The sequence below is a fragment of the Pseudomonas ceruminis genome, from assembly GCF_021602025.1.
GTDB lineage: Bacteria > Pseudomonadota > Gammaproteobacteria > Pseudomonadales > Pseudomonadaceae > Aquipseudomonas > Aquipseudomonas ceruminis.
The window spans coordinates 83598-108820 of record NZ_BQHW01000009.1 but is presented as its reverse complement, the minus strand read 5'-3'; the positions used below and the strand labels follow the sequence as shown (position 1 = coordinate 108820).

The window sequence follows — 25223 nt, the reverse complement described above, 5'->3', positions numbered from 1 at the left end:
CTCCGGCCGGTGGCCTGAGCCGGTCGGGGAGACCGATTTCAGCCCTACCCGAGGGTGGTCTTGGCCAAACCGGGAAAGTCTGTAATCAGGCTGTCCACGCCAAAGTCAGCGAGCCGGCGCATCAGTGCCGGTTCGTTGACTGTCCACACCGAGACGTGCAAGCCCTGGCCCTGCGCTTTGAGCAGGCGCTCCGGGGTGCACAGCGTCCAGTTCAACGCCAGCAGCTCGCAGCCGTAGTTCTGCGCGACCTTCAGCGGGTCGAGCCAGGCATATTCGGCGACCAACCCGCGCTTCACATCCGGCACCAGTTCCTGCGCGGCACCCAGTACCTCTCGTGAGCTGGAGGTGATGGTCACCTTGTCCAGCAGGCCGTACTGCTGGGCCAGCTCGCGGATGGCCAGCACGGTGGTGGCGGCGCGGGTGCGCGAGGCGCTCTTGACCTCCAGCTGCCAATGCTCGAAGGGGCATTTTTCGAACAACTCTTCCAACCGTGGGATAGGGCAGGGCTGCACATGGCCTGGGCCGCCCTTGCGGGCGTCGATGGTGACCAGGTCGGCCGCCGGGTGCTCGACCACCTTGCCGCGGCGGCCGGTGGTGCGCTTGAGGGTGGGGTCGTGGATCACCATCAGCTCGTTGTCGGCCGACAGGTGCAGGTCCAGTTCACAGCGGTTGACGCCGTGGGACAGGCACTGACGGAAGCTGTGCAGGGTGTTCTCGGGCGCTTCGCCCTTGGCGCCGCGATGGCCGTAGATGAGGGTCACGTTCGTTCCTTCAGGTCAAATATGAAAAGGCTCAGGAGGCGGGGTCGTTCTGTTCCAGCTGCTGGCGCCGTTGCTGCTGTTGGCGCTGCAGGATGTAGCGGGCCAGCAGTTGGCGCTGGGCGTCGGTCATGTCGGTGAATTCGGTGCCGACCTCGAAGCCGCCTTCCGCGCGCGGGTCGCAGTGGGTGACTTTGCCCCGCAGCAGCAGGCCGTGGGCGCGGGGCATCAGTACCATCTTCACCTTCACCCGCGTGCCAGAGGTTATCTGCTGCTGTTGCGCGAACTCGATGCCCCCTTCGGAAATGATCACCCGCTGTGGTTGGCCGATCTCGCCGATCAGTGTCTGCGCGACCACGGCGCTGAGCAGGTCCAGGCGTTTGTTCTGCGCCCGCAGGAAAGCGGCCAGGGTACGGTCCTTGTCGCTGAGCTGGCGCAGCAGGTGCTGTGACTCGAAGTCCGACAGGTGCAGCTCGCTGAGCAGGTTGAACAGCGGTGAATCATCCTGCAACAGTTCTGGCTCAAGGGCTTCGGCCGCGCTCAAAGGGCTGATTTCCAGTGCGATCCGATCTTCGATGCGGTAGTATTCGCGGCGATCTTCTTCGTCTAATGTCGTCATGGCGAACCCATGGTAGCGGCGGTGGTCCGAGTGTAAAGCCGCCACAGGCGCCTCGCCACAAGGACGTTCCCTTTCATCCGAACAAGCCCCGACATGTTCAGACCTCTTTTCGCATTCATCGGTACGCGTTACACCCGTGCCAAGCGCCGTAATCACTTCGTCTCGTTCATTTCCCTGACCTCGATGATCGGCCTCGCCCTGGGCGTGGTGGTCATGATCGTGGTGCTCTCGGTAATGAACGGTTTCGACCACGAGATGCGTACCCGCGTGCTGGGCATGATCCCGCATGCCACGCTGGAGAGCGGCCAGCCGATCAACGACTGGCCTGCCCTTGCCCAACAAGTAAAGCAGAATCCGCAGGTGCTGGCGGTTGCGCCCTACACCCAGATGCAGGGCCTGCTGACCCACGACGGCAAGGTGCAGAAGGTGCTGCTCAACGGCATCGACCCGGCGCGCGAGCATGACGTGTCGATCATCGACAACTTCATCCAGCAAGGCCGGCTCGACCAGTTGGCGCCGGGCGAGTGGGGCATCATGATCGGCGACAAGGCCGCCGCCAAACTGGGTGTGGCTGTCGGTGACAAGCTGACGTTCGTCGCCCCGGAGGTCAGCGTGACCCCGGCCGGGATGTTCCCGCGCATGAAGCGCTTCACCGTGGTCGGCACCTTCCACGTCGGCGCCGGCGAGATCGACGGTTACCTGGGCCTTACCAACATCACCGACCTGTCCCGCCTGCACCGCTGGAAGCCCGACCAGGTACAAGGCCTGCGCCTGAAGTTCGACGACCTGTTCCAGGCGCCACGGGTGGCCTGGAACATCGCCCAGCAGTTGGGCGAGCAGGAGTACTACAGTCGCGACTGGACCCGCACCCACGGCAACCTGTACCAGGCGATCCGCATGGAGAAGGCCATGATCGGCCTGCTGCTGCTGCTGATTGTCGCGGTGGCGGCGTTCAACATCATTTCCACCCTGGTGATGGTGGTCAACGACAAGCGCGGGGACATCGCCATCCTGCGCACCCTGGGCGCCACGCCCGGGCAGATCATGGCCATCTTCATGGTCCAGGGCACGGTCATCGGGGTCATCGGTACCTTGATCGGCGCTGGCGTCGGGATCGTTGCCGCGCTCAATGTCAGTGCGGTGATCGCCGGCATCGAGAAGCTGATCGGGCACAAGTTCCTCAACGCCGACGTGTATTTCATCGATTACCTGCCGTCGCAGATCCAGGCCCAGGACGTGTACATGGTCTGCGGTGCGGCGCTGGTCCTGAGTTTCTTCGCCACCCTGTACCCGGCCTGGCGTGCTGCCCGCACCCAGCCTGCAGAGGCGCTACGTTATGAGTGAGTCGCGCATGAGTGATAAAGCCGTTCTGAGTTGCCGCAACCTGGGCAAGTCCTACGACGAGGGCCCGGAGTCGGTGCAGGTGCTGTCCGGGCTCAACCTCGAGCTGCACGCCGGTGAGCGGGTGGCCATTGTCGGCAGTTCGGGCTCGGGCAAGAGTACCTTGCTCAACCTGCTGGGCGGCCTCGACCGGCCAACCCAGGGCAGCGTGTGGCTGGCCGGCGAAGAATTGTCGGCGCTGGGCGAGCGCGCCCGCGGCCTGTTGCGCAACCGTGAGCTGGGCTTCGTCTATCAGTTCCACCACCTGCTGCCGGAGTTCACCGCCATGGAGAACGTGTGCATGCCGCTGTTGATCGGCCGCACCGCAATCCCCGAGGCCCGTGAACGTGCCGAAGCACTGCTCAAGCGCGTTGGCCTGGGCCACCGCCTGCACCACAAGCCGGCTGAGCTGTCCGGGGGCGAGCGCCAGCGCGTGGCCATCGCCCGTGCTCTGGTCAACCGTCCGGGCCTGGTGATGCTCGACGAACCTACCGGCAACCTCGACCACCACACCGCCCAGGGCATCCAGGAACTGATGCAGGAGCTGTCCAGCGCTTCGCGTACTGCGTTCCTGGTGGTGACCCACGACCTCAACCTGGCGCGCCAGATGGACCGGGTACTGAAACTCGACGACGGTCACCTGGTGGCGATCTGAGCCGCTTGCACGGGGTGGCCCGAGCTGCCCCGCAACTCTTTCATTGGGTGTTTTACATGTTCAGACCCTTGCCCTTGTTCATCGGTGCGCGCTACACCCGTGCCAAGCGCCGCAACCATTTCATCTCGTTCATCTCGATGACCTCGATGATCGGCCTGTCCCTGGGCGTGCTGGCGATGATTGTGGTGCTTTCGGTGATGAATGGCTTCCAGCGCGAAATGAGCTCGCGCATCCTTGGCCTGGTGCCGCATGCCAGCATTCTGGGCGTGCAACCCCTGGACGACTGGCACCAGGCGGCTGATGCTGCGCTGCAGAACCCGGCGGTGATGGCGGCGGCGCCGATCACCGAGATGGAAGGCATGCTCTCTTACAAGGGCGCGATGCAGCCGATCCAGGTGAGCGGTATCGACCCTGCCGAGGAGGGCAAGGTCTCGATCGTCGGCCAGCACATCGTGCAGGGGCGTCTGCAGGACCTGCAACCGGGTGAGTACGGCGTGGTCATCGGCGAGTTGACCGCACGCCGCTTCCGCCTCAATACCGGCGACAAGCTGACCTTGATCGTGCCGGAAATCAGCAAGGAGCCAGGCGGGATCACCCCGCGCATGCAGCGCCTGACGGTGGTCGGCATCTTCAAGGTGGGCGCCGAGCTGGATGGGTCGCAGGCCTACATGCACGTGGCCGACGCCGGCGAGATGCAACGCTGGGCGCCAGGCCAGGTGCAGGGGGTGCGGTTGAAGCTGCATGACCTGTATGCCGCGCCGCAGGTGTCCAAGGCCATCGCTGCCGGTCTGGGTGATGCCTACCGCGCCGATGACTGGTCGCATACCCAGGGCAGCCTGTTCAGTGCCATGAAGATGGAAAAGACCATGATCGGCCTGCTGCTGCTGATGATCATCGCCGTGGCGGCTTTCAACATCATCGCCACCCTGGTGATGGTGGTGAACGACAAGGGGCCGGATATCGCCATTCTGCGTACCTTGGGTGCCACGCCAGCACAGATCATGGGCACTTTCATGGTCCAGGGCAGCCTGATCGGCATCGTCGGGACCTTGATCGGTGGCGTGCTTGGGGTGATAGCTGCGTTCAACGTCAGCCAGATCGTCGGTTGGCTGGAACGGGTGAGCGGGCAGCACATCTTCACCTCGGATGTGTACTTCATCAGCAGCCTGCCGTCCGAGCTGCAATGGGGCGATGTGGTGATCATCTGCGCGGCCGGGTTGGTGATGAGCTTCCTGGCGACCATCTACCCGGCGTACCGGGCTTCCCAGGTGCAGCCGGCGATTGGGCTTGCGGTCTGAGTGATTGCTGAGGGCGCCATCGCCGGCACGCCGGCGAAAGGGGCTGCGTAGCAGCCCTGGCGGCCTAACGATTCTCGCTGAACTCGATCACAAACCGCGTCCAGCCACCCTCGCACTGCGCCCGAATGCGCCCGCCATGGGCCTGGATGATTGACCGGGTGATCGCCAAACCCAGCCCCGCATGTTCACTGCTGCCTTCTCGCCGCGCCGGGTCCACGCGATAGAACCGGTCGAACAGCCGGGGCAGTGCCGCCGGCGCGATCGCCGTGCCGGTATTGGCCACGCAAATCCGAACCGCTGGTTCCAGCGTTACGCGTATCTCCCCGCCTGCCGGGGTAAAGCGCAGGGCATTGTCGAGCAGGTTGGACAGCGCCCGGCGCAGCATATGCCGGTCGCCCTGCAGCGTTGCCTCACCCTCGCGCAGCATCTGCACTGCGCTGTCCTCGGCCAGTGGCGCGTAATACTCCAGCAACGCATCCACCTCTTCATGCAGCGCCAGCGTCACCTGGCCTGGCACCAGCAGCCCGTGGTCGGCCTTGGCCAGGAACAGCATGTCGTTGATCATCTGTGCCATCCACTGCAGCTCTTCCAGGTTGCCATGCAGCGCCTCGCGGTACTCCTCGAGGCTGCGTGGGCGGGTGAGGGTGACCTGGGTATGGGTCAGTAGGTTAGACAGAGGCGTGCGCAGTTCGTGGGCGATATCGGCGGAAAAGGCCGACAGGCGCTGGAACGCATCGTCCAGGCGCTGCAGCATGGCATTGACGGTGCCGGCCAGCTGCGCCAGTTCCTCGGGCATTTGCGCCTCTGGCAGGCGCGTGGTCAGCGAGCGCGCTGAAACACTGGCAGCCACCTGGCCCATCTGCCGCAAAGGGCGCAGCCCGCGGCGCGCGGCCCAGGCGCCGAGTAGCGCGGTGGCCAGCGCCGACAGGCCGACCGTCAGCCAGATCAGACGCTGCATGCCTTGCAGGAAGTGCTGGTGGTGGGTGATGTCCAGGTACAGGGTCAGGCGGGCCTCACTGTTCAGTTGCACGGCGAGGCTGCGGTAGTCGATGCCGTTGCCATGCACCGTGGCCAAGCCCAGGGCGGCGGGTGCCTCGGGCAATGCATCACGGCTGGCGTACCAAAGGTTGCCGTCACTGCCAGTGATGCGCAGGGCCAGGTCGGCCTGATGGCTGAGCTCGGTGTGCAATGCGGGCAGCCGTGCCTCAAGGTCCGCGTGGTGTTCAAGGCCTGACAGCTGGGTGCGCAGCAACGACAGGCGCGACTCGAGCAGTTGTTGGTCCAGCTCGATGAAGTGTTGCTCGCTGGCGTGGTTGAACAATAGCCCGGCACCCAGCGAAACGGCGGCGGTACAGGCCGCGAACAGCAGGGCCAGGCGGCCGCTGAGGGAGAGCCTGCGCATCAGTCGTGGCGCTCCTCGAGCACATAGCCCATGCCCCGCACGGTGTGGATCAGCTTGTTGGGGTGAGGGTCGTCGATCTTCAGGCGCAGGCGGCGGATGGCGACTTCGATCACGTTGGTATCGCTGTCGAAATTCATGTCCCACACCTGCGAGGCGATCAGCGACTTGGGTAGCACCTCGCCCTGGCGCCGCAGCAACAACTCCAGCAGGGCGAATTCCTTGGCAGTCAGGTCGATGCGCTGGCCGCCACGCTCGGCGCGGCGGCGCATCAGGTCCAGGCGCAGGTCGGCCAGCGCCAAGGTGGTGTCCTGGCTGGTGCTGGCGCCTCGGCGCAGCAGGCTGCGGACCCGGGCGAGCAATTCGGAGAAGGCAAAGGGTTTGACCAGGTAATCGTCGGCGCCCAGCTCCAGGCCATGCACACGGTCCTCGACTGCGTCACGGGCCGTGAGGAACAGCACGGGGGTATCCATGCCGGCCTGGCGCACCGCCTGGAGGATCTGCCAGCCGTCGCGACCTGGCAGCATGACATCGAGGATCAGCAGGTCGTGATCGCCGGTCAGGGCCAGGTATTGGCCGGTTTCGCCATCGGCCGCCAGTTCGGTGGCAAATCCTGCTTCGCTCAACCCCTGGCTAAGGTATTGGCCGGTGCGGGCCTGGTCTTCGACGATCAGCAGTTTCATGCGGTATTCACTTTATCGGGAGGGTGCGCGGCCCCTGTGGGAGCGTCGGTATCACAGCGGCGGCGGTAGGTTGAAATGATACGTGACTATCCCGGGCGCCGCCCTAGCTGACGAAGTTGTAATCTTGCCGTCAGGTACCTGCCAGTCAGTGCTTTTTAAAGTGGCGTTATCCCGCAGTACGTTTTTGGAGCCTTCATGAAACATCTGTTCATCGCCGCTGCCCTTGCCGTGGTAAGCCTGCCCAGCCTCGCCGATAGCGGCAAAAGCTTCGCCTTCGGTGAGCCGGCCCCGGCGGCCAAGGCCACCCGCACCGTCGAAGTGGTGCTCAAGGACATCGCTTTCGAGCCCAAGGACCTGCAGGTCAAGGCCGGTGAGACGGTGCGCTTCGTCCTGATCAACGAAGGGCAGCTGCCCCATGAGTTCAACCTGGGTGACAAGGCCATGCATGCCGAGCACCAGAAGGAAATGCTTGCCATGCAAGGCAAGCTGTTCACCGCAGGCATGAACCACGAGGGCATGGAGCATGGCCAGATGGACCACGGTGTCCACGGGCATGACGGCGGCAATACGGTGCTGGTGCAGCCAGGCCAGCGCGCCGAGTTGACCTGGACCTTCCGTAAATCGGCACCCATCGAATTCGCCTGCAACGTGCCTGGGCATTACCAGGCCGGTATGGTCGGGGCGTTGACCATCGAGTGACTTGCGCTCCAAGGTGGGGTGCAAAACCGGTAGACTAAGGGCATTCCCGAACCTTCAGGTCAGTTTTCATGCATCCCGCCGCCGAACACTCTCCGCTGGGCAAGTCCAGCGAATACATTGCCACGTACACGCCTTCGCTGTTGTTTCCGATCCCGCGCACGGCCAAGTGGGCCGAGCTGGGCGTGACGGCCCAGACCCTGCCGTGGCAGGGCGTGGACTACTGGAACTGCTTCGAGCTCTCGTGGTTGTTGCCGTCGGGCAAGCCAGTGGTGGCCATCGGTGAGTTCGCCATCCCTGCCGACTCGCCGAACATCATCGAGTCCAAGTCGTTCAAGCTCTACCTCAACTCTCTGAACCAGACGGTGTTCGCCACGCTTGGCGAGCTGCAGGCGTGCCTGGAAAAGGACCTGTCGGCCGCTGCTGGCAAGCCTGTGAAGGTGCAGGTGCGCACCCTGGCAGAGGTCGAGGCTCAGGGCGTGGTGGCGCTGCCGGGGCTGTGCATCGATGCGCTGGATGTTGCCATCAGCAATTACGAACAGCCCCAGCCAGAATTGCTGCGCTGCAACCCCGAGCGCGTGGTGGAAGAAACCCTCCACAGCCACCTGCTCAAATCCAACTGCCCGGTTACCGGCCAGCCGGACTGGGGGAGTGTGGTGGTCGCGTACAAGGGCAGGGCGCTGGATCATGCCAGCCTGCTGACCTACCTGATCAGCTTCCGTCAGCATGCCGACTTCCACGAGCAGTGCGTGGAGCGCATCTACCTGGACCTGAAGAACCTGCTGCAGCCGGAGTATTTGACGGTGTATGCCCGTTATGTGCGCCGCGGGGGGCTGGATATCAACCCGTACCGCAGCACCGGTGCGATCAGCGCTGAGAACCTGCGCCTGGTCCGTCAGTAAAGCAGGCTACAGGCGCCTGTGGGGCGGTTTTACCCGCTCCCACAGCGCCCTTGCTCGTTCAGATTCCCATGCTGTGCAGCGAGTTGGCGATGCTGCGCAATGTGGCGGTGAGGTCCGGGTGATCGGCCTCGAAGCGTTCGATGGCCAGGTTCACACCATCCACCAGGTTGTTGTCTGGCGTGGCTTCCTCAAGCTTCAGTTGCGCCTCGATCTGTCTGGCCTCCTCATGCAGCGCGGCCAGTTCCTCTTCCGAAAGCGGCACGTTTCGATCCAGTTGCTCGCGCAGGCTATTCAAACGCTCTTGCAGTTCGCGGGCAGGCATTGGTTGTTCTCCATCAATGGCTTGGCAAGGCATGGACCTCAGCGAAGCGGCAAAGGTTCGCGCCTGCTTCCTAGGGTAATCCACTCGCCGACGCTTTGCATGATCCGCATCAAGGCTGCTGTGTCAGGGTTTTTCACCCTTGCGCCGCCGCTGGGCGATGTCCAGCAGGCAGGTGTCGAGCGCTTCGAGGTGGTCGATCACTGAATGCACCCCCAGGCGGAACAGTTCGAGGGTGGCCTTACCGCGGGCAAGTTCCTGTTGCTGCTGACTCATCGCATGCCATTGCTGGGAGCCCAGGTCGCAGGAAGGGCTGCAGGCGGCCAGGCCAACGGTCCACAGGCCAGCATTGAGGCCCGACTGCAGCAGGCGCGGCTCGCCACTGACCAGCACGCAACCTTCCAGGCGTTGGCTGTCGAGGGCCATCAGGGCTTGCCAGCAGGCATTTGGCGCCGGCCACTGCACGCCATTGACCGCATGCCCTGGCAGCCAGTCGGGCAGTACGCTGGCCAGGCGTTTACCCTGTACGCCGCTCAGGTCGTCCAGCCAGATGCAGGGCACTTGCTGGCGTCGCAGGCCGGCCAGGGTGTCGAGGGCGCCAGGTGCGGGCAACGGGCTGCCGCTGGCGGCTTGGACCAGGCAGCCACGCAGGCCGAACAGCACAGCGGTGAAGGCGGGCGCATCGTGCATGGCAACTTCCCTGAAATACTCCGCAGGCTATTCGGCGATTGTTACGGTGCTGTGACGAGCAACAGTTGTTCACAAAATATTCAGCAAGAATGTGTAAAACTGTTTATCAGCCCGCGAGCCACTATACTGCCGCCTTACCAGCAGCGCGACCTACTGCGCTTGCGGCCGAGAAATTCGATGGAGAGACATCTATGCGTAGGATCGGTGCCGGTGTGATCGAGCGAGTCACCCAGGCCTGTGTCTGTGCCAGCTTGCTGCTGGCCCCCGTGGCAGCCACCCAGGCGGCCACCGAGGAGGATCCCTGGGAGGCGGTCAACCGGCCGATCTTCCGTTTCAACGATACCCTCGACACTTATGCCCTCAAGCCATTGGCCAAGGGCTACCAGGCAGTTACCCCACAGTTCCTCGAGGATGGCATTCACAACATCTTCCGCAACCTGGGGGATGTGTCCAACCTGGCCAACGACTTGCTGCAGCTCAAGCCGCGTGCCGCGGGTGTGGATACCGCACGGTTGATCGTCAATACCACCTTCGGGCTTGGCGGCTTCTTCGATGTCGGTACCAAGATGGGCCTGCAGCGCAACGACGAGGACTTCGGCCAGACCCTCGGCCGTTGGGGCGTGCCCAGCGGCCCCTACGTGGTCATTCCGCTGCTTGGCCCAAGCACCGTGCGTGACGGCCTGGCCAAGTACCCGGACACCTACACCGAACCCTACCGCTACATCGATCACGTGCCCACGCGTAACTCGATCTTTGCCCTGGACGTGATCGATACTCGCGCCAGCCTGCTGTCGGCAGAAAAGCTGATTCAGGGTGACAAGTACATCTTCATCCGCAACGCCTACCTGCAGAACCGCGAGTTCAAGGTCAAGGACGGCGAAGTGGAAGACGACTTCTAAGCCATGCGAGCAGGAGAAAGGCGACCCTCGGGTCGCCTTTTTCGTAACAGTTCAATGCATGGCCAGCACGCGCAGGCCGAGCTTCTGCTGTCCGCCGGGCTGGTCGGCGATCCACACCACTTCGGTACTGGCATGCAGCCCTTCGAGTGCGGGGTGGTCCGAATCGATACGTACCTCAAGATGCTCCCCGACCTGGACGTGCTGCCCAGCCTGCACCTGCATGCCGCCACTGGACAGGTCCAGGCACACGGCAGCGAACACCTGCCCAGCCTGCAACAGGCTGACCTGGGTGTCGATGCGCATGCGGATGAAATCGCGTTTCTCGCTGTGGCTGCAGGGCGTTTGGGGCATGCTGCGTCCTTCCCTTTGGGCTGCGCTGGGGCGCTTTCTTATAACTCCCGGTGATTTGCCCTGTAAAGTGCGGCCAACTCGACCCACGTATGCTTGAAACCCCTGGCGGATGGGAGTACCGTCTGCGCCTTACAAGGTATCTCTGCCGGTTGCCTGGGCCGTCTTCTTGGCCTACAACTCAAGTAGAGCGTTACCATAGAGTATTCCAGCAGCCGGATGTCAGCCTTGCAGACGCCCCTGCACCAACCCAAATCGGCGCCGTTCGCCCACATGCAGAAAATCAGTGCAACGCTGCTGATCATCGATGATGACGACGTGGTCCGTGCGAGCCTCGCCGCCTATCTGGAAGACAGTGGCTTCAGCGTCCTCCAGGCCGGTAATGGCCAGCAGGGGCTCCAGGTCTTTGAAGAACACCAGCCCGACCTCGTGATCTGCGATCTGCGCATGCCGCAGATGGGCGGCCTCGAACTGATCCGCCAGATCAGCGAGCGCGCGCCGCAGTTGCCGGTGATCGTGGTGTCGGGTGCCGGCGTGATGAGCGATGCGGTCGAGGCTTTGCGCCTGGGTGCTGCCGACTACCTGATCAAACCGCTGGAAGACCTAGCCGTACTTGAACATTCGGTGCGCCGGGCGTTGGACCGTTCTCGCCTGGTGCTGGAAAACCAGCGTTACCGCGACAAGCTCGAAGCAGCCAACCGCGAACTGGAGGCCAGCCTGCACTTGCTGCAGGAAGACCAGACCGCCGGTCGCCAGGTGCAGATGAACATGTTGCCGGAAAGCCCCTGGGTTGCTGGCGAGTTTGCCTTCGAACACCAGATCATCCCGTCGCTGTACCTGTCTGGCGACTTCGCCGACTACTTCCGCGTGGATGAGCGGCGCATCGCCTTCTACCTGGCCGATGTTTCCGGGCACGGTGCGTCGTCGGCCTTCGTCACCGTATTGTTGAAGTTCATGACTACCCGGCTGTTGTTCGAATTCAAGCGCGGTAGCAAAATGCGTGAATTCAAGCCTTCGCAGGTGCTCAGCCACATCAACCGTGGCCTGATCAACTGCAAGCTGGGCAAGCATGTGACCATGGTGGGCGGGGTGATCGATGAAGACACCGGCCTGCTGACCTACGCCGTGGGCGGCCACCTGCCGCTGCCGGTGCTGTATACCCCCGGGCAGGCCCGCTACCTGGAAGGCCGTGGCTTGCCGGTGGGGCTGTTTGATGAGGCGACCTACCAGGACCTGGTGATGGAACTGCCGCCGCAATTCAGCCTGAGCCTGATGTCCGATGGCATTTTGGACCTTTTGCCAGGGGACACGCTCAAAGATAAAGAAGCCGCCTTGCCGGACATCGTCAAGGCAGCGGGTGGCAGCCTGGATGGGCTGCGACAACGATTCGGATTGGCTACGCTTGGGGAGATGCCGGATGATATCGCCCTATTGGTGTTGAGCAGGAACCTTCAATGAGTACCGGTAGAATCCAGTTCGCCGAGCAGAGCGGTACCTTCGTCCTGAAATTCGTCGGTGAAGTGCGCCTGACCCTGTGTTCAGCGCTGGATGCCACGATCGAGAAAATCTTCACTGCGCTGAATTTCTCGGCCATCGTCATCGACCTGACCGAAACCGAGAGCATCGACAGCACCACCCTGGGCCTGCTGGCCAAGCTGTCGATCCTGTCGCGGCAAAAGGTGGGGCTGCTACCGACGGTGGTTACCACCAACCCGGACATTTCGCGCTTGCTGCAGTCCATGGGGTTCGACCAGGTGTTCAATATCGTCGACCGCCCGGTGCCGTGCCCGGAGTGCCTGACTGATCTGCCTTCCCAGGATCAGAACGAAGACGTGGTACGCTCCAAGGTGCTGGAGGCGCACAAGATTCTCATGGGGTTGAACGACTCCAACCGTGAAGCCTTCCATGATTTGGTGAATGCGCTAGAGCGCTCCTGACTCCTGGGTTTAATCAGGCTCTTGCTGAGGATGCCATTGTGGGAGCGGGCTTGACCCGCGAAGAGGCCGGCAAAACCACCCCAGCGCCTCGCCCCTTGTTCACTCCCGCCGCGTAAACGCTGTCGCCTCGCCCCCCTGGGCATTGAGCTGAAACACCTGCGCAGGCCGCCCCTGTTCATCGAACAATACCTGCCCCAACCCCGCGCCATTCCACAACCGTTCCCCGGCCTTGCTATGGCTGGGCGAGCGCGGTACCACCTGCATTTCCCGCCGCCGGGTAAACCAGTTGAGCGGCGAGCGCGGTGAATAGAGCCAGCGGTTGAGCCGATCGAGCACATCCAGCAGGCGCCGGGGGAATTCGTTCTTGATCCCGCTGCTGGTGACCTGCCACAGGTGCGGGCTGCGCTGGCGGTGGCGGATCAGCACCTCGTAGACGAACGAATAGTGCACATCACCGGACAGGATCACATAGTGCCCTGGCGTGCGCGAATGGCGGAAAATGTTGAGGATCACCTGTGCCGCGCCGCGGTGCGCCATCCAGTTTTCGGCGTCCACCAACAGCGGGTAGCCTAGGCCGCTGAACACCTTCTGTATCGTTTCGATCAGCTTGACCCCGAAGATCGGTGCCGGCGACACGATGACTGCCGAAGGGTGGTCCAGCAAGGCGTGCTGCAGTTCGCAGAGCGCCTCCCAATCCAGCAGGCCGGACGGCTTGGCCAGGTTGCTTTCGCTACGCCACCGGCGTGTGCGGGTGTCCAGCACCAGCAGCGGCGGGTTGCTGGGCAGGCTGAACTGCCACCCCTGGAAGCGCAGCAATTCACCGATCAGTTCATCCTGGCGCTGGCCGTCCAGCTGCGGCCGGGCAAGGGCCTGGCAGGGCGCTATCATCGCGGCACACGCATCCGGGTCATTGCCCCAACCTTGGCACAGCAGGTAACCCAGCAGGGCGTTGCCGATGATGCGCCGCGAGAAGGGGTGCCCATAGGCGGTGTGTTCCCACTGCGCCGAGAGATTCCAGTCATCAGTGATGTCGTGATCGTCAAAGATCATCAAGCAGGGCAGGTGAGCCATCACCCGCGCCACCTGGCCCAGGTTGGCGGCGAATGCCTCGATCAACGGCAGCTCGCTGCGGTAGCGCTGCTGGTGCTGCTCGGCCAGCCCTGCGGGCATGTCCAGTTCGACCCATTGCCAGGGCCCTGGTGACCACACCAGCAGGTACATGGCCATGACCTCGGCGAAGGTCACCAGGTGGTTGTCGGCGTTGCTGGAGGAGAAGATCGGCTTGCGCTTGCCACCGAAGAAGCGTGCGCGCAGGGTTTCGTTGTGCGCCTGGGCGGGCAGCAGGTCGGCGCGGCGGTAATAGCAGGCCGGGTGGCGGTACAGCGCCTGGCTGTCGCTAACCACGGCGCCTTCCAGCGGTTCGTCGAACAGGCCAAGGCACTCGATCAGCGAATGAATGGCCCGCAACATGGGGCCGGCGACGTCATCGGCGTAGACCTGGTCGCCGGTCATCAGCAGCACAGCCGGGCGCTCTTGCGGTTGCGGGCACGCCTGCAGCAGCCGGTCGGCGCACAGCAGGCCGTCGGCTGCAGGGTGGTGAGGCTTGCGGCAGGAGCCGTGCAGTAAATGGTCCAGGCGGTCACGCAGCACCAGGCTTGGGCGCTGGCGGCCAGGGTAGAGCAGGTGCGGTGCCCACTCGGCGATGCCCAGATCGTCGATGAGCAGGTCGTAGTCGAGCTCGACGTTACTGGGCAGGGGCTGAGCGAAGTGAACGTCCAGCAAGTGAATGTAAGCGTGCCGACCGATCGGCACGACCTGGCACTCCACCGTGGCCGTGCCATCGATGACGAGCGCTGGCTGCAAGGGTTGGCTGCCAACCAGCCAGATGGCCAGGCGCTGAGGCTCCAGGCGGCGCAGTACCGGGCCGGCGAGGACGAGGGGCAATGCAGTGGAGGAGGTCATCAACAGCTCTGGTAGCGGGCGGGCCGATTTTTACGGGACAAAGCAAAACGGGCGGAAAATGCTGAACATTTCCCGCCCGTCGAGCAAACCGGATGTGTATCAGGCTTTGTCAGCCATCAGCTTCTCCAGTTTCTCCTGGTCACGAGCAAACTGGCGAATCCCCTCGGCCAGTTTCTCGGTCCCCATGGCGTCTTCATTCATCGCCCAGCGGAACTGGCTTTCGCTCAGTACTTGCCTGGCCTCACCAGCATTGCCGGGCTTGAGCACCCGCGGCAGTTCGCCCTGGTCATCGCTCAGTTGCTGCAGCAGCTCTGGGCTGATGGTCAGGCGATCACAGCCGGCGAGTTGTTCGATCTGGCCGATATTGCGGAAGCTGGCGCCCATGACCACGGTGTCGTAACCATTGGCCTTGTAGTAGTTGTAGATACGCGTGACCGACTGCACACCCGGGTCCTCGGCACCGACGTATTCCTGCCCAGTGCTTTTCTTGTACCAGTCGTAGATACGGCCCACGAACGGCGAAATCAGGAAAACCCCAGCATCGGCGCAGGCTTGTGCCTGGGCGAAGGAGAACAGCAGGGTCAGGTTGGTCTGGATACCTTCCTTCTCCAGTTGCTCGGCGGCGCGGATGCCTTCCCAGGTAGAGGCCAGCTTGATCAGCACACGGTCCCGACCAACACCGGCTTTGTCGTACAGCGCGATCAGTTGGCGGGCTTTGGCCAGCAGCGCCGGCTCGTCGAACGACAGGCGGGCATCCACCTCGGTGGAAATACGCCCAGGAATGGCTTTCAGAATGCCTGCACCCACGGCCACGGCGAACGTGTCGCAGGCCAGGTCGACATTGCCATTGGCATCGCTTTTGACCTGCTTGAGCAGCTCGGCATAGCCTGGGATGGCGGCGGCCTTGAGCAGCAGGGAAGGGTTGGTGGTGGCATCGACCGGCTTGAGGCGGGTGATGGCGTCCAGGTCCCCGGTGTCGGCGACCACGGTGGTGAACTGCTTGAGTTGTTCCAGCTTGGAGGTCATGGCGTGCTCTGTCCTGTGCAATGACTCGACATTACCCGACCCCCGACGGCCACTCAAGGGCCTGTAGGGTGGCGGGGATTAGCCAACGGTGATGATTCGAGTCACCCGCTGGCATGAGGTTCCCCACCGCCTCTCAACGGTTGTGCTCAACGCCCCTGCAGCAACGCCGCCGCTTGATCGAACACCACCAGCGGCTGCGCCGCCTTGTGAATGTCTGCCGAGAGCAGCTGGCGGAACCGCCGCGCCCCCGAGAACCCTTGTGCCAGCCCCAGGATATGCCGCGTGATGTGATGCATCGCTCCGCCGCTTTCCATGTGCGCGACGATATATGGTCGCAACTGCGCCATTGCCTCGCTGCGGCTGACCACCGGCGCATCACTGCCAAACAGCTGCTGGTCGACGTCGGCCAGCAAGTAAGGGTTGTGGTACGCCTCACGCCCCAGCATCACGCCATCGAACGCCTGCAGGTGCGTCTGGCATTCAGCCAAGGTTTTGATGCCACCATTGAGCACGATTTCCAGGTCCGGGAAGTCCGCCTTCAATTGTGCGGCCACATCGTAACGCAACGGCGGAATTTCACGGTTTTCCTTGGGCGAGAGCCCTTCGAGAATGGCAATCCGTGCATGCACGGTGAAGCTGCGGCAGCCAGCCTCGCGCACCTGGCCGACGAAATCGCACAGTTCGGCATAGCTGTCCCGCCCATTGATGCCAATGCGGTGCTTGACCGTTACCGGCGTCGCTACCGCATCACGCATGGCCTTGACGCAATCGGCCACCAGCGCCGGGTGCGCCATCAGGCAGGCACCGATCATGTTGTTCTGCACCCGGTCGCTCGGGCAGCCGACGTTGAGGTTGACCTCGTCGTAGCCCGCCTCTTCGGCCAGGCGAGCACAGGCCGCCAGATCGGCCGGCACGCTGCCACCCAGTTGCAGGGCCAGCGGGTGCTCGGAGACGTCGTGGCGCAGGAAACGGTGGGCGTCGTTGTGAAGCAGGGCGCCGGTGGTGACCATTTCGGTGTAGAGCAGGGTGTGCTTGGACAGCAGGCGCAGGAAGAACCGGCAGTGGCGGTCGGTCCAGTCCATCATCGGTGCAACGCTGAAGCGGCGTGACGGCTCAGGGCGCGTGGTTTGTGGCTTGGAGCCTGATGTTGCGGTCATTTCGTTCAACGTGTTTTGTACCAAATTTTGGGGGGTGGGGGCAACGTGACAGTCTACCAAGAGAGCCAAACGTTCGCCCGCAAACAGGCTGCGGTGGCGTGGGCGAAGCGACGGGAAACCGAGTTGGCTGAACCTGATGCAATCGAGTCTGCCAGCCGGGTAGGGCACACGGTCAAGCAGATGATCGACCGTCACCTGGGTGAGAAGGGCGACTCCGACATCAGCCCGCAGGTGATGGTGCCCTATGCCCTATGAAGTATGAGGAAGGAGGCAGATCACATTTTAAATAATGGTGGCCTGCCCCCGATCTTTAAAACGTCACAATCGCCCCCATCAAAACGCCTTGAGCGAATTGCAACTCTTCACTTGGAAATGCTTACCATCCTCCCCAGACGGAAAATAAGCTAAAACCTTCTCCGCATCCAAAAAAATCACGCTCTTTGCACTAGAAGCCCAGTCATCGGAACATGTGTGGCTCTCATTAAAGTCCGCCCACAAGGCGAAGTTCAAAGCTACATCATCAACACTTTTTGAAATGTTACCTGCCATCGTCAGAAAGAACGAAACCAAATATATGAACCCTATTAAAAGTCCCGACCACTTAAAGATCAGTTTGACTTTAACGTCAGCAAGCAAGGCAAACACGAATAGCGGCGCAAGCCCGACTACCAACGCAACGAATATATTTAGCAAGCCGCTTACAAGGCTGGGCTGATACAGAATATATACTGGTGCGTAAACAAATGCTAAAAAGTCGTAGGTTAGGGTGAATTTTTCAGGGTCTACATGAAAAATCCCATTAATAGTAGCGGCCGTCCACTTTCTAGCATATAGAGAGTAAGAAAAAATCAACCAAGACGTTATAATCACCCAGTGCCAAGCTTTAAAGCGCTCCCTGAGCATAACTCCTGTTTTGGACAGCGAAATCCAGAATACCCCCAACATGAATGGTAACAAACCCGTGTATAGTATTGCTAATCCCACCGTCACAGTATTGCTGTAAATCAGAGGAGCCGTAATCAACGCTATCCAAATAGCCATCGTAAAAAATACTGTTTTTTTAAATGAGAGAACCATCGATAACGCTCCTTTAACACGCATTAAAATCCATTAATGACAAAACCCTTGAGATTTTTATAATTTCGTCATTAGACCTGCGATTATAGCACTGCGACATGTTGCCTAAAATCAACGACTGGTTAATTTTTAGGTATTTTGTGAAGCAAAGTCAGAATAGATTAGGGTCAAGCCTTATTTTGACTAATGGTACTGGTTTAGTTTCTGAGTGAGGTCCCGATACCGGCCCTCTCTGAAGGGCAGAATTCGGCCGATAGCAAACATCTGTGAATGGCCGCAATGGGTTGATAGCGGTCAAATACGACGGTCAGCTCTCGACCCATTGCGGACACCGCCCCAACGCTCTTTTGTCAGTACCGCCCTCATTCCCGGCAAGCCGGCTCCCACAGGAATATCACCAGCCTTCAGCCATGCGCCTGTGGGAGCCGCGCTTGCCGGCGATGGGCTGCGAAGCGGCCCCGACATATACCGGTATATAGATGTCCGCAATGGGTCGAAGCGGCCGGTCGTACACTGCGGTACAGCGGTGATGTAGCTGCTGAAAAGGGCTTATTGCTTATGCTCAGGTGTGAACTCTGACCACGCTTGCACTTTGTTCTGGTCAGCCCGCGGGTTCCACTGCACGCCCGATTTGGCAATGACCCCGGGCTTGAGTCGTTGCGAATCGTCATAATCTTCCCAGGGGTGAAAATACAGGGGTTGCAGGCTGTCGAGGCGGTTGAGTTGCTCGGCATACCCGGTCAGATATTCCTGGCGCTCCTGCTCGGTGACGCTGGCCGGCATCCAAGCCGTAAACGGCGGCAGTACGGTAAAGCCTGTGTAAGCCAATATTCCGTTGTGGATTGGCCAGAGAATGTGGTGCAGGTCGCCGTCGATGCCATTTGGTTCATACAGCGATGAACCCGTGCCGGTGGTGATACACAGCATTGCCTTTTTCCCTTTGAAATGCCCCCTGGCGTACTTGCTGCCGGTGGAGTAGGCGAACCCCCGCGCAAAGACTCTGTCCACCCAGCCCTTGAGAATCCCCGGCATCGAGAACCACCAGACCGGGAAGTGAAACAGGACTAGGTCCGCTCGGCTGACCTTGTCCTGCTCGGCCTTGACCTGCGCCGCTAAGGTATTATTGGCAAACGCATGTTCTTGCTCGCGAGAAAGATTCAAGTAATGCTTGTCGGCTCGCTCGCCGACGAAATCATCAGCACCCAGGGCAGCCTGCCAACCCATGGTATACAAGTCACTGATAGTCACTTCGTGCCCACCTTTATGCAGAGTCTTAACGGCAGTACTTTTCAGTGCCGCGTTGAAAGATTGAGGCTCCGGGTGAGCCAAGACGATAAGCACTTTCATATCGCTGCCTGTGTAGTTCATGTGAGGGTCATCTAACCATCTTCCAGGATGGCTGAGTTGTGCGCATCAGGGGGCAAACCGTGCGGTTTTTCGCACAGTGGCGGCCTCGTCTTCGGGTTTTCCATCACGGCTGTTCATCGTGCGGGAAACTAGCCAGCATTCTGGCCTTTAAAATCCAGATGACATTGATGCCGCACTGACAGTCCGTATCGTTGACAAGGCCATTTAACACTCCGTGGCGTTAATCTCGTTTTTCTCAGCCTTGACACGTCGCGCCAGAACAGTTACCTGGTGATTTTTGGCGAATGGATATGCTCGCCAAATGACGAATGCCCTCGCATACCAACACACCAACCGCGAGCCATATCGGAAGATACGTCATCCATTCTTCGGTTTGAATTTGCTCACCCAGCATAAGCGCCACGCCAACCATCAACACCGGTTCCAAGTACCCCAGCAGCCCAAAGAGGCTGAACGGTAAGAGCTTGCTGGCCACGGTGTAACTAATGAATCCTGCGGCGCTGATGATCGCCAGGAGGGGCATCAGCAGATACATACGCGGTTCTTCGACGATGGCACTGATGCCTGCGCCGTGCTCAAAAGCGAAATAGGCACCAACCGGATAAGTCAGCAGAATGTCGAACCAAAGGCCTCCGGTATGAGCGGACCCCAAGCGCCGGCGCAATAGGAAATAGAGAGGAAATCCGATCGCGACCACTAGCGTGGGCCATGAGATTCCACCGACTCTGTAAACCTCATTCGCTACGCCCACTGCGGCGCAAAGAGCCGCAAGTTTCTGCAGCCTGGTGAGATGTTCGCCATATGCAATACGCCCAATGAACAACATCACGAGTGGCAACAGAAAATAACCTAAGGATACATCCAGGCCATGGCCATTGAGAGGTGCCCACATGAACAGCCACTGCTGGGTTCCCAACAGGGCACTGCTAACGCACAGCAGGGGAAATAGTGCCGGAACGGTTCGAATGCGCTTGCAAAGTTTAACGACGTTGCCCCAGTCCTTGGAGAGGATCAAAAATAATGTGATGAATGGAAGCATTAATAGCATCCGCCATCCAAATATTGCCTGGCCATCGAGTGGATGGAGCAATGTAGCGTAGAAATACAGACCTGCAAAAATTGTAGATGACGTAACAGATAAACCAACGCCTTTTAACAAGAGGTCTCCTCCTTTATCGTGTGAAGCGTGATTACCGATGGGCTATTTCCCAGGGCGGCGCGCTTGAGAATTTGGATTCAATCCAAGTTTTGAATGCGAGAACCGTGGCGGAAGGAAATTTCGATGACGGCCTCACCAGGTAAACGCCACCCAAAGGATCGAGCCGCCATTCAGGCAGCACGCGAACAAGATCCCCCGAGGCAATCTGCCGGCTCATCAGCCACTCGCCAGCACCCAAAATTCCAAGCCCTGATAAAGCGGCCGACAGGAGAGTCTCGCTGTCGTTCGAGGTCAGCGACCCCCTGGTCATCACAGTTTCCAGACGGTCTGCTCGGTGCAAGCGCCATTCTGGAAAGGATGCAAGGCCGCTGAAACGAAGGCAGTTATGATTGGTGAGATCTCTGGGCGCCTGCGGTTTACCGAACTTGTCGATATAGGCAGGGGAAGCGCACAACATGCGATGGTGATCACAGAGCTTGGTCGCGATCAGTCTGCTGTCCTCAAGCTCACCTATACGAATAGCGATGTCGTAACCTTGTTCAATGATGTCGACCACGTGCTCACTGTAATCCGCGACGATTGAGACGCCGGGATGTAAGCTTAGGAACTCTGGCAGCATTGGACCCAGCCACAATCGGCCCATAGCGGCCGGCAGCGTCAATCGCAACAACCCACGGACTTGCGTCGCACCAGAAGTGGCTTCCTGCTCAGCATCAGCAATCAGTCCAAGTGCAGACCTCAACCGCTGCTCAAGCTTTGCACCCACTTCTGTAATGCGGACTTGGCGAGTGGAACGTTCCATGAGGCGAACACCCAGCCGCTTTTCCATCGCGGCCAGGCGCTTGGAAATTACCGTCGGATGACGTTGTAGCAATTTTCCAGCGGCCACGAATGAACCTTGGCCAGCTACCGCAAGAAAGGCCGCTATCTCATCACTATGCTGACTATCAAGAACGTCTACGGTCATGGCGTAAGGACAATCGCGCCTGCTGATTTTCCCGTTTCGAGCGCTTCGTGCGCCGCCGCAACGTCGGCAAGTGGATAGGTCTTCCAGATACGGGGTGTAATGATTCCTGTCTCGACCGCTGCCAGTACATCAGCCGCTCGCTCTAGATACTCAGCTGTGGAAGCGGTGTGTGCAGCGATAGAAGGACGCGTTAGAAACAGTGAGCCCTTGGTGTTGAGGGTCGAAAGTTCAACTGCAGATGGAGCACCCGACGATGCCCCAAATGACACCATTAAGCCGCGAGGCCGGAGACTGTCCAATGATGCCTCGAAAGAGACTTTGCCAATAGGATCGTAGACGACGTCTACTTTGTGCCCCTGGGTAATTTTTGCCACGTCTGATGCAAGCGTGTGCGGATCGAACACCAACACCTCGTCACATCCGACAGACCTAGCACGCTCAATGCTTTCTGGCTTGGAAACGACGCCGATGACGACAGCCCCTAAATGTTTGGCCCATTGCCCCATGACCTGGCCAAGGCCACCCGATACGCCATACAGCAGCACTGTAGTGCCAGGGCCCACCGCATATGTTGATTTGAGCAGGTACTGTGCTGTAATGCCCTTGAATAACACAGCGGCAGCCTCGGCAAATGTTACCGCACCTGGAAGCTTGACCAGTCGGTCAGCTGGATAGAGCCGTTCCGTTGCATAGCCGCCTAGCGGGCCAGTCGCATAGGCCACCCGGTCACCTGGCCGTAAATTTGTAACCCCAGGCCCAACCGATACAACAGTGCCTGCGCCTTCAAGGCCTAAGCCAGAAGGCAGTGGCACCTTCACAGCACCATTGCGTTGTGTCACATCCAGGTAATTGACTCCAATAGCCTCATGTCTAATGAGCGCCTCATTGGCTCCCGGAGCTTTCACAGTCACTGCTTCGAGGGAGAGAACGGACGGTTCCCCAGGGTGATCAAAACGGATTGCTTGGGCCACGGCTTTGCTCCAGTTGGTCAGGAATCACCATTAGTATGGAAACTCATCCCCACGCTTGCAATATAGGATAATTGCATCGCATAACTGCACCAAATGCAGTAATGGCCTACAGGACCATTGAGTTATTTTCGCACTCGTAGCACTGATCGATAAGTTGGAAAGTGACGGATTCCATGGCGCTCAGCCCACTAGCGTCATGGGCGCCGATCAGCAATCGGCGCTCCAACCTTCAGGTTGTAATCAAGATCCCGCTCAGTGTCTGCTTTGGGTCGGCAGCAGCCGGTCGCGACTGAGGCTATCAACAGGTTTGTGCGTGGGTGCTCGATGGCATTATTGATTTGTTGAGTGCATTATCGAAGTGAATCACCACCATCATGAATAAAGTTAATTTCAAACTCAAAGTTATCACCGAAGATGATTATGATTCGATAGCAGTCGTTGAGATTGACCCCGATTTTTGTAGGAGCGGGCTTGTCCCGCGAACACGAGCGTAGCTTGTGCCATGCGCATTGTTTTCCTGGGCAGGCCCCTTCGCGGGACAAGCCCGCTCCTACAAGTTCAGTGGCAGCTCAGGGTCGGTTGGCGACCGTCCACCGGATCGAGTTCACCCTTGTTCTCCCCTAACGCGGAGGACAACCCATGAAAACCGGTGCTATCTACACCCATCGCCCATGGAACAAGGGAAAGCTAGTCGGGCAGAAAGCCCCGCTCCGACTCAGAGATATCTGGGCCATCCGGGTAAGGCTCCAGATCGCGGAGAAATCTCGGGATCTAGCGTTGTTCAACTTGGCAATCGACAGCAAGCTGCGAGCCTGCGACTTAACCAAGCTTCGCGTACGCGACGTTGCTCATGGGGAGCACGTGTCATCGCGAGCGATTGTGATGCAGCAGAAAACTCAACATCCAGTGCAATTTGAGATCACCGAGCAAACCCGTATGGCTTTGGAAGCCTGGATGCATCAGGCTCACCTCCGTAGCGAGGACTGTCTGTTTCCGAGTCGGCTACACGGTTCAGATCATCTCTCCACCAGGCAATACGCGCGAATAGTGAAAGCCTGGGTGACAGCCGTTGGCCTTGATCCAGCGCTGTACGGCACCCACACGCTGCGGCGAACGAAGGCCTCATTGATCTATCGTAGAACCAAGAATCTGAGGGCAGTCCAACTCTTGCTTGGCCATACGAAGCTTGAAAGCACCGTCAGATATCTGGGGATTGAGGTCGACGATGCCTTGGAGATGGCAGAGCAGACGGAGGTCTGACCATCTAAAGCGACGGTCGAGGGCAGACCGTCGCTAACCGACCCAAAGCGGCCATTCAACTGGCGCCATTTTTTATTCTATTGCCCTCGCCGTTCCCTGGTGGAATGCCATTTGCCAATCGTTTCCCACCTGGCGCCATATTGAACTTCTCAAAGATTCGCTGTTGCCGCTCGGACTGAGGACAGTGCATCGATAGGTGGTCAGTACCACGTTTTCGGACAGGATGCGTATCTGAAAATCGTTGATCTGACGCTGGACAAAGTCCTGCTCCAGCAAGGCGTCTATGATCTGTGTTCGGTTCCAAACGGCACCATTCGCGCCAAATTCCACAAAATCTGGAGCCAGCAAGCTGTTCAGTATGTCGCGATCAAGGCGAGACTCGCGTTCAAGCAGACGTACTTCCAGCACGTGAATGGCTGACTCCAGCCATTCCTTCGAAACACTCATGTAGTTGACCTCCTTGTGCGAAGCATTAAACCCCAATAGGCATGGCTGGATGAAACCAGGCCGTTACTGTTGGCCTGAAAACACCGCCGAAACAGTTTGTGTGGTTGGGAAGCATGAAAAATTTGCTGATGCCGCCATAAGTGCCAGTTGATCGTAACTCGCCAACTGGCATGGCGCATGCAACAGCCTACGCAGTACCCTTTTAGATCTGATCACATGGATGGCATCAGCTTGTTACCCAACCTCCTTGTTCGCAAGCCTGTCAGCGATGATGCCGCTGCCATTGCCATCCTTCACATCCGCAGTTGGCAAAGCGCCTACGAAGGCCTGTTGTCAAAACGATACCTGAGTTCCTTGGACACCAGTGTGGAACGCCGTGTGGTATTCCTTAAGCAGGCAATCGAATCTGGCAACCCCTCAATTCGCGTAGCCGAATTGGATGGGCAAGTGATTGGCTGGGTTTCCTTCGGCCCTAGCCGTGATCAGGATGCTCCCACCGGCACTGCTGAACTGATGGCAATCTACCTCGACCCGACATTCTTGGCGTGTGGTATTGGTACGGCTCTCTGGGCAGAGGCCCAGCAGGCAATAATGGGTCATGGCTATCAACAGGTTTGTGCGTGGGTGCTCGATGGCAACGAGCGAGCCACACGCTTTTACTGCAAGCATGGTTTTTCAGCGCAGGCAGGAAGCCAACGCATCTTTGAAGAAAACGGTGAACCCCTCCCGCTGACTCGATATTGCTTGATGCTCGATTCATGACGAAACAGGTCGCTCTGCGTGCATTCACTCAGGCCGATCAAGCGGCGCTGGAGCGCTGGGCACTTGATACGCGTGCTTCGCACTACATGGCACGAACACAACCCAGTCGAAAGGCATTGCTCTGGCAAGTTATCGTTGTCGATGGGCGAGACATCGGCACGATCTGGGTAGAGTCCTGCGACTATCCAGCCCATGCCAGACTTGGCGTACTCCTGGGTGACACCGCTCTGATGGGGCAAGGGATCGGACGACGAGCCATACAGCTTGCGCTTGATCAACTGACTGTAGACCACCGCCTGCTGGCAGTAACGCTAAACGTACGGTCAACCAATATGCGTGCCATCAAATGCTACTTGGGTTGTGGTTTCCGTGTTTGCGACAGATTTGTTCGCACATCCGCTATAGGTAGTTATGAGGTTCTAAGAATGATCAAGAACTTGACCGTTTGACGTTCCTTCAATGTCCCCTTTGGGTCGAAAGCTGC

The 25223-nt window shown here is 59.7% G+C and carries 27 protein-coding genes and 1 pseudogene; 12 read left to right on the top strand and 16 right to left on the bottom strand.

The window, feature by feature from the left end:
• Window positions 1–44: 44 nt before the first annotated feature.
• Complete coding sequence (locus L6D80_RS13150) at window positions 45–761, bottom strand: glycerophosphodiester phosphodiesterase (RefSeq protein ID WP_054903085.1); 717 nt, start codon at window positions 759–761, stop codon at window positions 45–47.
• A 31-nt stretch (window positions 762–792) separates the two neighbouring features.
• Entirely contained in the window at window positions 793–1377 is a 585-nt protein-coding gene (locus tag L6D80_RS13145) for a PilZ domain-containing protein (protein WP_176514567.1), read from the bottom strand.
• 93 nt (window positions 1378–1470) lie between these two features.
• Between L6D80_RS13145 and L6D80_RS13140 the strand changes: the two genes are divergently transcribed.
• From L6D80_RS13140 to L6D80_RS13130, 3 genes are read left to right on the top strand one after another with little or no spacing between them, the layout of a single operon-like run.
• Window positions 1471–2721: a lipoprotein-releasing ABC transporter permease subunit gene (locus L6D80_RS13140; protein ID WP_054903083.1), complete on the top strand. Its 1251-nt coding sequence runs from the start codon at window positions 1471–1473 to the stop codon at window positions 2719–2721.
• Between the two features lie 7 nt (window positions 2722–2728).
• The gene (lolD, locus tag L6D80_RS13135) at window positions 2729–3412 is read left to right on the top strand and encodes a lipoprotein-releasing ABC transporter ATP-binding protein LolD (protein ID WP_176506135.1); all 684 of its coding nucleotides are present in this window, start codon (window positions 2729–2731) and stop codon (window positions 3410–3412) included.
• Window positions 3413–3468: 56 nt separating this feature from the next.
• Window positions 3469–4710 (top strand): lipoprotein-releasing ABC transporter permease subunit, encoded by a 1242-nt coding sequence (locus L6D80_RS13130; protein ID WP_054903082.1) that lies wholly within the window; start codon window positions 3469–3471, stop codon window positions 4708–4710.
• A gap of 64 nt (window positions 4711–4774) precedes the next feature.
• On the opposite strand, the gene L6D80_RS13125 is transcribed toward L6D80_RS13130, so the two are convergent.
• Together L6D80_RS13125 and cinR are read right to left on the bottom strand one after the other, a co-directional pair.
• Window positions 4775–6112, bottom strand: a complete 1338-nt coding sequence (locus L6D80_RS13125; RefSeq protein ID WP_176514565.1) for a heavy metal sensor histidine kinase — start codon at window positions 6110–6112, stop codon at window positions 4775–4777.
• Window positions 6112–6792: a two-component system response regulator CinR gene (cinR, locus tag L6D80_RS13120; RefSeq protein ID WP_054903081.1), complete on the bottom strand. Its 681-nt coding sequence runs from the start codon at window positions 6790–6792 to the stop codon at window positions 6112–6114. Before cinR ends, L6D80_RS13125 begins: the two co-directional genes overlap by 1 nt.
• Window positions 6793–6987: 195 nt before the next feature.
• On the opposite strand from cinR, the gene L6D80_RS13115 reads away from it, so the two are divergent.
• Entirely contained in the window at window positions 6988–7491 is a 504-nt protein-coding gene (locus L6D80_RS13115) for a cupredoxin domain-containing protein (protein ID WP_176514563.1), read from the top strand.
• Between the two features lie 68 nt (window positions 7492–7559).
• On the top strand, window positions 7560–8390 hold the full coding sequence (queF, locus tag L6D80_RS13110) for an NADPH-dependent 7-cyano-7-deazaguanine reductase QueF (RefSeq protein WP_054903079.1): 831 nt from the start codon (window positions 7560–7562) through the stop codon (window positions 8388–8390).
• A gap of 58 nt (window positions 8391–8448) precedes the next feature.
• Here the strand turns inward: queF and L6D80_RS13105 are convergent, their stop codons facing one another.
• Both L6D80_RS13105 and L6D80_RS13100 read right to left on the bottom strand, forming a co-directional pair.
• Window positions 8449–8712 (bottom strand): DUF4404 family protein, encoded by a 264-nt coding sequence (locus L6D80_RS13105; protein WP_003248815.1) that lies wholly within the window; start codon window positions 8710–8712, stop codon window positions 8449–8451.
• A gap of 123 nt (window positions 8713–8835) precedes the next feature.
• Complete coding sequence (locus tag L6D80_RS13100) at window positions 8836–9399, bottom strand: HAD superfamily inactivated hydrolase PcrP (RefSeq protein WP_176514561.1); 564 nt, start codon at window positions 9397–9399, stop codon at window positions 8836–8838.
• Window positions 9400–9590: 191 nt separating this feature from the next.
• Between L6D80_RS13100 and L6D80_RS13095 the strand changes: the two genes are divergently transcribed.
• A complete protein-coding gene (locus tag L6D80_RS13095) occupies window positions 9591–10298 on the top strand; it encodes an MlaA family lipoprotein (protein WP_176514559.1) in 708 nt (235 codons plus the stop codon).
• A 51-nt stretch (window positions 10299–10349) separates the two neighbouring features.
• Here the strand turns inward: L6D80_RS13095 and L6D80_RS13090 are convergent, their stop codons facing one another.
• Complete coding sequence (locus tag L6D80_RS13090) at window positions 10350–10649, bottom strand: PilZ domain-containing protein (RefSeq protein ID WP_054903076.1); 300 nt, start codon at window positions 10647–10649, stop codon at window positions 10350–10352.
• Window positions 10650–10919: 270 nt separating this feature from the next.
• Between L6D80_RS13090 and rssB the strand changes: the two genes are divergently transcribed.
• A complete protein-coding gene (gene rssB / locus L6D80_RS13085) occupies window positions 10920–12104 on the top strand; it encodes a two-component system response regulator RssB (RefSeq protein WP_054903115.1) in 1185 nt (394 codons plus the stop codon).
• A complete protein-coding gene (gene rssC, locus L6D80_RS13080) occupies window positions 12101–12583 on the top strand; it encodes an anti-sigma factor antagonist RssC (RefSeq protein ID WP_012313588.1) in 483 nt (160 codons plus the stop codon). Before rssB ends, rssC begins: the two co-directional genes overlap by 4 nt.
• A gap of 99 nt (window positions 12584–12682) precedes the next feature.
• On the opposite strand, the gene L6D80_RS13075 is transcribed toward rssC, so the two are convergent.
• The 3 genes from L6D80_RS13075 to dusA form a co-directional block, all read right to left on the bottom strand.
• The gene (locus tag L6D80_RS13075) at window positions 12683–14545 is read right to left on the bottom strand and encodes an alkaline phosphatase D family protein (protein WP_176514557.1); all 1863 of its coding nucleotides are present in this window, start codon (window positions 14543–14545) and stop codon (window positions 12683–12685) included.
• A 99-nt stretch (window positions 14546–14644) separates the two neighbouring features.
• A complete protein-coding gene (gene tal, locus L6D80_RS13070; RefSeq protein ID WP_054903722.1) occupies window positions 14645–15571 on the bottom strand; it encodes a transaldolase in 927 nt (308 codons plus the stop codon).
• A 146-nt stretch (window positions 15572–15717) separates the two neighbouring features.
• Complete coding sequence (dusA, locus tag L6D80_RS13065; RefSeq protein WP_176514555.1) at window positions 15718–16728, bottom strand: tRNA dihydrouridine(20/20a) synthase DusA; 1011 nt, start codon at window positions 16726–16728, stop codon at window positions 15718–15720.
• Between the two features lie 15 nt (window positions 16729–16743).
• Here dusA and L6D80_RS13060 point away from each other — a divergent pair.
• Window positions 16744–16980 (top strand): annotated as a pseudogene (locus L6D80_RS13060) (site-specific integrase); the annotation flags it as partial.
• Between the two features lie 81 nt (window positions 16981–17061).
• Here L6D80_RS13060 and L6D80_RS13055 read toward each other — a convergent pair.
• The 5 genes from L6D80_RS13055 to L6D80_RS13035 form a co-directional block, all read right to left on the bottom strand.
• Entirely contained in the window at window positions 17062–17805 is a 744-nt protein-coding gene (locus L6D80_RS13055; protein ID WP_176514553.1) for a hypothetical protein, read from the bottom strand.
• A gap of 549 nt (window positions 17806–18354) precedes the next feature.
• On the bottom strand, window positions 18355–19173 hold the full coding sequence (locus tag L6D80_RS13050; protein ID WP_223849165.1) for an NAD(P)H-dependent oxidoreductase: 819 nt from the start codon (window positions 19171–19173) through the stop codon (window positions 18355–18357).
• A 235-nt stretch (window positions 19174–19408) separates the two neighbouring features.
• The gene (gene rarD, locus L6D80_RS13045; protein WP_054903481.1) at window positions 19409–20332 is read right to left on the bottom strand and encodes an EamA family transporter RarD; all 924 of its coding nucleotides are present in this window, start codon (window positions 20330–20332) and stop codon (window positions 19409–19411) included.
• 31 nt (window positions 20333–20363) lie between these two features.
• Complete coding sequence (locus L6D80_RS13040) at window positions 20364–21299, bottom strand: LysR family transcriptional regulator (protein WP_176514551.1); 936 nt, start codon at window positions 21297–21299, stop codon at window positions 20364–20366.
• Window positions 21296–22270 (bottom strand): quinone oxidoreductase family protein, encoded by a 975-nt coding sequence (locus tag L6D80_RS13035; RefSeq protein ID WP_176514549.1) that lies wholly within the window; start codon window positions 22268–22270, stop codon window positions 21296–21298. The genes L6D80_RS13040 and L6D80_RS13035 overlap by 4 nt, the downstream gene beginning before the upstream one ends.
• 639 nt (window positions 22271–22909) lie before the next feature.
• Between L6D80_RS13035 and L6D80_RS13030 the strand changes: the two genes are divergently transcribed.
• Complete coding sequence (locus L6D80_RS13030; RefSeq protein WP_176514547.1) at window positions 22910–23530, top strand: tyrosine-type recombinase/integrase; 621 nt, start codon at window positions 22910–22912, stop codon at window positions 23528–23530.
• 72 nt (window positions 23531–23602) lie between these two features.
• On the opposite strand, the gene L6D80_RS13025 is transcribed toward L6D80_RS13030, so the two are convergent.
• Entirely contained in the window at window positions 23603–23977 is a 375-nt protein-coding gene (locus L6D80_RS13025; protein WP_176514545.1) for a nuclear transport factor 2 family protein, read from the bottom strand.
• Window positions 23978–24193: 216 nt separating this feature from the next.
• Here L6D80_RS13025 and L6D80_RS13020 point away from each other — a divergent pair, with 216 nt between their 5' ends.
• Both L6D80_RS13020 and L6D80_RS13015 read left to right on the top strand, forming a co-directional pair.
• Entirely contained in the window at window positions 24194–24739 is a 546-nt protein-coding gene (locus L6D80_RS13020; RefSeq protein ID WP_176514543.1) for a GNAT family N-acetyltransferase, read from the top strand.
• Complete coding sequence (locus L6D80_RS13015; protein ID WP_176514541.1) at window positions 24736–25188, top strand: GNAT family N-acetyltransferase; 453 nt, start codon at window positions 24736–24738, stop codon at window positions 25186–25188. The genes L6D80_RS13020 and L6D80_RS13015 overlap by 4 nt, the downstream gene beginning before the upstream one ends.
• Window positions 25189–25223: the final 35 nt, after the last annotated feature.